The organism is Sphingobium sp. AS12, assembly GCF_019097845.1.
Classification (GTDB): Bacteria; Pseudomonadota; Alphaproteobacteria; order Sphingomonadales; family Sphingomonadaceae; genus Sphingobium.
Genome location: NZ_JAHRGM010000027.1, coordinates 32,601 through 39,200, shown reverse-complemented (window position 1 = coordinate 39,200; position 6,600 = coordinate 32,601). Strand labels below are relative to the sequence as shown.

Here is a 6,600-nt window from a genome sequence, read left to right as displayed (position 1 = left end):
CCGCCGCCGTGCTGCCGGGGCGGAGCAAAACCAGGCCACTCCGGTCGTCGACCCGGACACTGGCGAGATCACCGCCACCTGATCAATGACGACAACGATATGAAGAGGGCCCCGATCGGGGCCCTCTTCATATCGTCAGGCCCGCATCAACAGTGGCCTGCTTTTACTCCGCCCCGATGGCCTGGAATCTGACCGCCGTTGACATGAAAACATGGGCCATGAAGATCGTGAAACGCCGTGGCTTCAAAAAAGCTCGTGTCGCGCTTGCCCGCCGACTGGCGGTCATCATGCATGCCATGCTGCGCGATGGCACCTTGTTCCAGGCTTGAAATGAGATAAAAGCTGTTTGCCAGCGGTGAGGCTCCAAAGCTGATCCGAGGGCGGTGTCCCGCGAGGGAACGCAGGGACGAGCGATCTGCGAAGTAGTCCGATGGGCGTCACAGCCCGCTTCGAATCAATGCAACGCTCGTTCTTGTGAGACCCGATATAGCACGACCAAGCTTCGGCTCGGCCAGTGCGGACAGATCCATGAAACCCTCAAGGGATCAACACCGACTAGCTCTGCAATTACAGATCAATACTTTAGAACCATTGCAAGGCCGAGTTTTTCAACACAATCGATCTGTAACCCGCCATTTGCGGACGCGGCCCCAGCACCGATCTTCGCTACGTTTACGAACGGGTGTCCGGTGACAAGGGGATTTCTCGCTGGTCCTTGACTCGCTGCATGGGGATGTCGGTCTTGATACTCTGAACGCCTTTGATGCGCGCAAGATGCTGACTCTGAAACCGCCGCACCCCTTCCAGATCTTCGGCCACGATACGAAGCAGGAAATCGCAATCGCCGGCCATTAGATGACATTCCACGATCTGGTTCAGCTTGCCGACCTCTTGAATGAATCGGTCGACCTGATCCTCATCCTGCCCTGTAAGCCAGACGCGGGCGAAAACCGTCATTCCGAACCCGACCTTCGCTGGATTGATCACGGTCGTGTAGCGTTCGATCACACCATTCTCCTCCAGTAGGCGAACTCGTCGCAAGCACGGTGAAGGAGAGAGGCCGACCCGTTTGGCCAGCTCGTTATTAGGAAGACGTCCGTCCTGCTGGAGCGTCCGGAGGATGCGATGATCAATGGGGTCCAGACTGGTTGGCATAATATGCCTCATCTAATTAAATATCGATAAGATTATGCCAGATTTCTGAGCCGAGAGCGACAAGATCGCAAGCACATAGCGCGATTTATCAGCTAAAGATTGCTTGCAACGACCAGACCGCCGGAACCTCGGCGGGAGCGAGGAATCTGTTGATGTCGAAGCAATCAGTCTTTCAGCGGGTCACTGCTCCATCCTTGCGGGTTCGCAAGCAACGTGGCGAGAAGATCGTATGCCTAACTGCTTACACAGCGCCGATGGCGCAACTCCTCGACCCGCATTGCGATTTGCTTCTGGTCGGCGACAGCCTCGGCATGGTGGTGCACGGGCTGCCGACCACCGTCGGCGTGACAGTGGAGATGATGATCCTGCACGGCCAGGCCGTAGTCCGGGGCAGTTCGCACGCCTTTGTGGCGATTGATCTGCCGTTCGGCTCCTATGAGCGATCGTGCGAACAGGCCTTCGATACAGCGTCCCGTATTTTATGCGAAACAGGTGCTCAGGCCGTCAAGGTCGAAGCGGCAAGCGGTGTTGCTGACAGCATCGCATTTCTCACCGGACGCGGAATTCCTGCCATCGGTCATGTTGGTCTGAGACCTCAGGCCGTTCACCTCGACGGCGGCTTCAAAGCCCGTGGGCGCAGCAAGGAAGAATGCGCGCGTGTGCTGGAAGAGGCACGGGCGACGGACGCTGCTGGTGCCATCGCAATGGTGGTCGAGGGTGTGACGCCGGAACTCGCGGCGGAGATCACGCAGTCGGTATCCTGCCCCACGATCGGCATCGGTGCATCCGCTGCATGCGATGGGCAAATCCTTGTGACCGAGGACATGCTGGGTATGTTCGATTGGACTCCGAAATTCGTCAGGCGCTACGCCGATCTCAGATCAACCGTCTCGGACGCGATCGAGGCCTTCGCTCAAGACGTCAGATCGGCAACATTCCCGGCAGAGGCGGAAGAATATCGTCTGGCGGCGCGCAAATGAGCAATGCTTCTTGAAGTGACCGAGGCGCGACTGTGCGCCATTCCTGAGCACTTGGCAGATTATATTTCTGCCCCTGCCTTCGCTGCAGGCACATTGGGACCACGCTGTGAACTTGGCACTGCTCGCCGCCTTTTGGGCGGTATCGATGATGTTCGTCCTCACTCCCGGCGCGGACTGGGCCTACGCCATTTCGGCAGGCTTGCGCCATCGCGCTGTGATACCCGCGGTAGGAGGGCTCCTGTTAGGCCACCTGTTGGCGACCTTGATCGTCGCTGCCGGTATCGCCGGCCTCATTGCGGCGATCCCCTTCGCGCTGACAGGGCTGACCCTGATCGGTGCGGCCTACCTGCTCTGGCTGGGTATCGGACTTCTAACAAATCCACCCGTTCCCCAGAGTGCCGCGATCGCGCCAGATAAAGGCTGGCGCCATTGGGCCGTGAAAGGCTTCGGAGTGAGCGGCCTTAACCCCAAGGTTATCCTGCTGTTCCTGGCGCTTCTACCGCAATTTACCGACGTCCATGCGGCCTGGCCGGTTCCGGCGCAGCTTGTCGGCCTAGGCGGCATTCACATCCTCAACTGTGGGATCGTCTATCTGGTGGTGGGTTACGGGTCCAAGGCTGTCCTGCAAACGCGCCCCGAAGCAGCGAAAGCTGTGGGCCGCATATCTGGTGCGATCATGATCGGCCTCGCTCTCGTTCTGGCAATCGAAACCCTCTCCCTCAGATAAGGCCGCCACGTGTACCGTACTGACGCTACCGGCAGGGAGCGGATGACAGTTTACTGGTTTGTCTGAACGGCGGGATGCGTCGAGACCTGGCCTTAGAAGCAGACCGCTTCAATGTCGCAATTTGGTCAAAAATCCGCCAGTAGCGCCAGCATTGATCTGGATGTAAGTCAGCATGGTCGTTTTCCCAGCAAGGCCGGGTCGATCCGAGGGCAACAATAAGAGCAACATTTGTTGCCGCTGCTGTTGCCCTTAGCCGGATTTCGCCGGACGGTGTCTGGCGATTTTCGGTCAAGAAATGCTGTGAAACCAGCCGCTTACTGGATGCTGCTGGACGTCTCCAGAGCCAGTATTGGTGCCCAGAAGAGCTTTCCGCAGGGCAGCCTAAGCGATTGATTTCGCAGTCAAATCATAGACTTACGAACTCGCCATAGGCATCACTAGCATGCTTTTAATTCGTGGAAAAGGCTGGACGGCCATGGACGCAATGTTTGGGTCCTTGCGCCTGCCAGGTCGCGCCTGGTCAGGGGGACTTTCCCGCCGCTCCCGCGCCTGTCCATGAACGACGGGTCTCGGATAAACCGGTCATTTATAACACGTCGGATAGCCCTCAATGATTTGGCCGCTAGCTGACTGCCAAGGGGCGGATCTGCGGCCGGATAGCATCCTCTAACTTCGATGCGTAGGTGGATGTCGAATAGAAGCCGAAATGCTTTAGTAGACGGGTAGACGAGCACCATGATGACAGCCATGGTGAGCCATGACTGATGTAACAAGCCTCCTGAACGAAGTAGAAGCCGGTTCCGACCTCACTCGCCGAACCGTATTTATCAGCCACGCCAATCCGGAAGACAATGAGTTTACCGCTTGGCTCGGGACCCGCCTGATCGGTGCCGGGTACCATGTCTGGAGCGACCTTCTTCGCCTGATAGGCGGAGAGCCATTCTGGCGTGATATTGGCGATGCAATCAAGGATTACGCCGAGGTCGTCGTCCTCGTTCTATCACGTGCCTCTGTCCAGAAGCCCGGCGTGCTCGATGAGATCGCGCTTGCGGTCGCGACGTCTCGCAAGCTGAAAAATCCGAAGTTTATCATCCCGGTGCGCCTGGACGATCTCCCCTATGACGAGTTTCCCGAGCAGGTGATCCGGCTCAACGCGATCAATTTCAACGGCAACTGGGCCGACGGATTGCACCGCCTTTTCGAGGCGCTCGACGAGCGCGCTGTGACTAAGGGCGAAGAAGACCACATGCAGGGAATTGCGGAGTTCCGAAACTTTCGGCTGCGGCAGAGCGCGGCGATTTCGGCGGAGCCTGAAACCGTTGAGGGCACTTGGCTTCAAATCCGTTCTCTCCCGGGCAAAGCATACCTCAGCCGCTATGGCTCAGACGCCAAGACCGTCGCGAAGGCGCTAGGCAGATTCAACACGCCGGTGGTCGCCTGGGACAGGCTCGGACTTGGCTTCGCCAAAGCCAGTGAAATCATCGAAGTCGAGACACCGGATCTTTCGGTTGAGCACGGATATGATGTGGATCTGCAGAAGTTCGTTGCGGGAGAAGCCAGCGGATCTCCACAACTGCGCGGTGTCGACGCGCGGCGCATGATCGCGAATCTGCTTCGACAGGCCTGGGAACGCTTTGCAACCGAAAAGGGCCTCCTCCCCTATGCGTTCGCGAACAGCACGGGTTGGTATGTACCGCGCGGTCTGATCGAAAAGGACACGGTCACCTTTGTGGACCGTACGGGCAGAAAGCGGCGGAAGCGCCTGAGCGGTCGCAGCGAAAAGCGTAAAGTCTATTGGAGCTTTGCGGTAACGATGCACCCCGTCGTTGGCCGGCGATGGCATCTCGAGCTCAAGCCACAAGTCGTCTTCACAGAGGACGGGATCAAGCCGGTCGAAAACAAGGCCACGATGGCGCGCTTGCGCAAGAGCTTCTGCAAGAACTGGTGGAACGACCAGTGGCGAACGCTGCTCAACGCTTATATCCGCTTTTTGGCCGACGAAGACGGAGATATCCACATTCCGCTCGGAGTTGGCGCCGCGATGGTCGTGGCGGGCGAACTGATGGCGTTTGAGGCCCCAACGAGCATAGTGGGTGATAGTATCGCGATCGAGGAGGAGGAGGCGGAGACCGACACCGCCGCCGACCAACTCGACGATGGCATCGACTTCCTCGATGCGGATGAGTTCGGCGAGGTCGAAGCCTGATGGCGGCGCTCCGACTTATTCAGCTGCCCGAGCCTCTCCTCGGCTTTGGCTACCAGCAGCGCATGGAGCATCCAAAGGACGGTTTGTTTCTCTTTGGCCCGCTGGCAGACGATGCCCATCCGGCCGAAATGCGGGTTGGTGTCATCGGGACCGAGGGCGGTATTGAGCGCTTTCGGACTTGGGCGAAGCGCGCACGGGGTTATATTCCATCCGCCAACTCAGAGGCCGCCCACCACGCCAGCTGGCCCGGCTTCGAAGCCGTGTTCGACACCAAATGGCCCGAACGTCCGATTACCGAGATCAAGGTAGACGGCGTAGCGCTGGCCGATGCGATCCGTATCGAGAACCGCCACGAAGCAATCTCGAAAGCGGTCGGGATCTTTGAGACTCCGATTCGGCGCTACCTTCGGCAGAGCGAAGCGCCACCGACCATGTGGTTCGTCGTCATCCCGGAAGATGTTCACCGCTTCGGCCGACCCAAGTCCAATGTGCCGCGCGGCGAACGGAGCAAGGGCGATGCGAAACTGAGCCGGCGCGCTGGGCGGTTCGTTCTCGAGACCGGCTCGCTATTCCAGGAAGAGGTGGACGCCGCGGAAATCTACAGGTTCGAACTGAACTTCCACCACCAACTCAAGGCCAAGCTGTTGAGCGAGAAGGCCGTGGTCCAAATCGTCCGCGAAACCACCCTCACCCCGGACGAATTCGTTGACGATAAGGGACGCCAGTTCCGTTCTACGCAGGATCCAGCAACGATTGCGTGGAATCTCTGCACGACGGCGTTCTTCAAATCGAGCGGCAAGCCGTGGCGGCTGGCCGAGGTTCGACCCGGCGTCTGCTATGTCGGGCTGGTTTTTAAGAAAGACGATACTGCCCTTGGCGGCGCAAATGCATGCTGCGGCGCTCAGATGTTCCTCGACAGCGGCGATGGGGTCGTTTTCCGCGGTGCCGTTGGTCCCTGGTACTCGGAGGCAGACAAGTCCTTCCATCTGACGAAAGAAAAAGCAGCGGAGTTGATGACGCTTATCGTCGAGGCATACCACGATATGCACGGTATTCCCCCGGCCGAGCTGTTCATTCACGGCAAGGCCCGCTTCAGCAATGATGAATGGGAAGGCTTTTCGTCGGCCGTGCCGCCGGAGACGCAACTTGTCGGCGTGCGCATCCGGCCGACCAACGAACTCAAACTGCTCCGCCTAGGCAAGACGGCAGTGCAGCGCGGAACGGCCTATCTCGCCGGCGACCGCTTCGGATATCTCTGGACGAAGGGCTTTGTCGCCAGGCTTGCCACCTACCCCGGCTGGGAGGTTCCCAATCCCCTGCTGGTTGAAATTCATCGCGGCGAAGCCGATCTACAGCGCGTAATGACCGACGTCCTTGGCCTCACCAAAATCAACTTCAATGCTTGCGTGTATGCAGACGGCCTACCTGTAACTCTAAAATTTGCAGATGCCGTTGGCGATATTCTTACAGCGGCCCCGGTCGGCGACCTGCCCCCGCTCCCTTTCCGGCACTATATTTGAGTCCGGATTCAA

The 6,600-nt window shown here is 58.6% G+C and carries 5 protein-coding genes and 1 pseudogene; 5 read left to right on the top strand and 1 reads right to left on the bottom strand.

What is annotated here, in order from left to right:
- Window positions 1-197: 197 nt before the first annotated feature.
- Window positions 198-329, top strand: a pseudogene (locus tag KRZ98_RS12295) (IS110 family transposase); the annotation flags it as partial.
- Between the two features lie 343 nt (window positions 330-672).
- On the opposite strand, the gene KRZ98_RS24415 reads toward KRZ98_RS12295, so the two are convergent.
- On the bottom strand, window positions 673-1,155 hold the full coding sequence (locus KRZ98_RS24415) for an Lrp/AsnC family transcriptional regulator (protein WP_217673815.1): 483 nt from the start codon (window positions 1,153-1,155) through the stop codon (window positions 673-675).
- Window positions 1,156-1,307: 152 nt separating this feature from the next.
- Between KRZ98_RS24415 and panB the strand changes: the two genes are divergently transcribed.
- The 4 genes from panB (at window position 1,308) to KRZ98_RS12270 (ending at window position 6,588) form a co-directional block, all read left to right on the top strand.
- Complete coding sequence (gene panB, locus KRZ98_RS12285) at window positions 1,308-2,135, top strand: 3-methyl-2-oxobutanoate hydroxymethyltransferase (protein ID WP_217673814.1); 828 nt, start codon at window positions 1,308-1,310, stop codon at window positions 2,133-2,135.
- Between the two features lie 112 nt (window positions 2,136-2,247).
- Entirely contained in the window at window positions 2,248-2,862 is a 615-nt protein-coding gene (locus KRZ98_RS12280) for a LysE family translocator (protein ID WP_254798303.1), read from the top strand.
- A 757-nt stretch (window positions 2,863-3,619) separates the two neighbouring features.
- Complete coding sequence (locus tag KRZ98_RS12275; RefSeq protein ID WP_217673812.1) at window positions 3,620-5,068, top strand: toll/interleukin-1 receptor domain-containing protein; 1,449 nt, start codon at window positions 3,620-3,622, stop codon at window positions 5,066-5,068.
- Entirely contained in the window at window positions 5,068-6,588 is a 1,521-nt protein-coding gene (locus tag KRZ98_RS12270; protein ID WP_217673811.1) for a hypothetical protein, read from the top strand. Before KRZ98_RS12275 ends, KRZ98_RS12270 begins: the two co-directional genes overlap by 1 nt.
- Window positions 6,589-6,600: the final 12 nt, after the last annotated feature.

What these genes read in the sequence shown, in the direction of transcription:
- KRZ98_RS12270 (WP_217673811.1), top strand. Translation starts at nt 5,068, where the DNA reads ATGGCGGCGCTCCGACTTATTCAGCTGCCCGAGCCTCTCCTCGGCTTT.
- panB (WP_217673814.1), top strand. Translation starts at nt 1,308, where the DNA reads ATGTCGAAGCAATCAGTCTTTCAGCGGGTCACTGCTCCATCCTTGCGG.
- KRZ98_RS12275 (WP_217673812.1), top strand. Translation starts at nt 3,620, where the DNA reads ATGACTGATGTAACAAGCCTCCTGAACGAAGTAGAAGCCGGTTCCGAC.
- KRZ98_RS24415 (WP_217673815.1), bottom strand. Translation starts at nt 1,155, where the DNA reads ATGCCAACCAGTCTGGACCCCATTGATCATCGCATCCTCCGGACGCTC.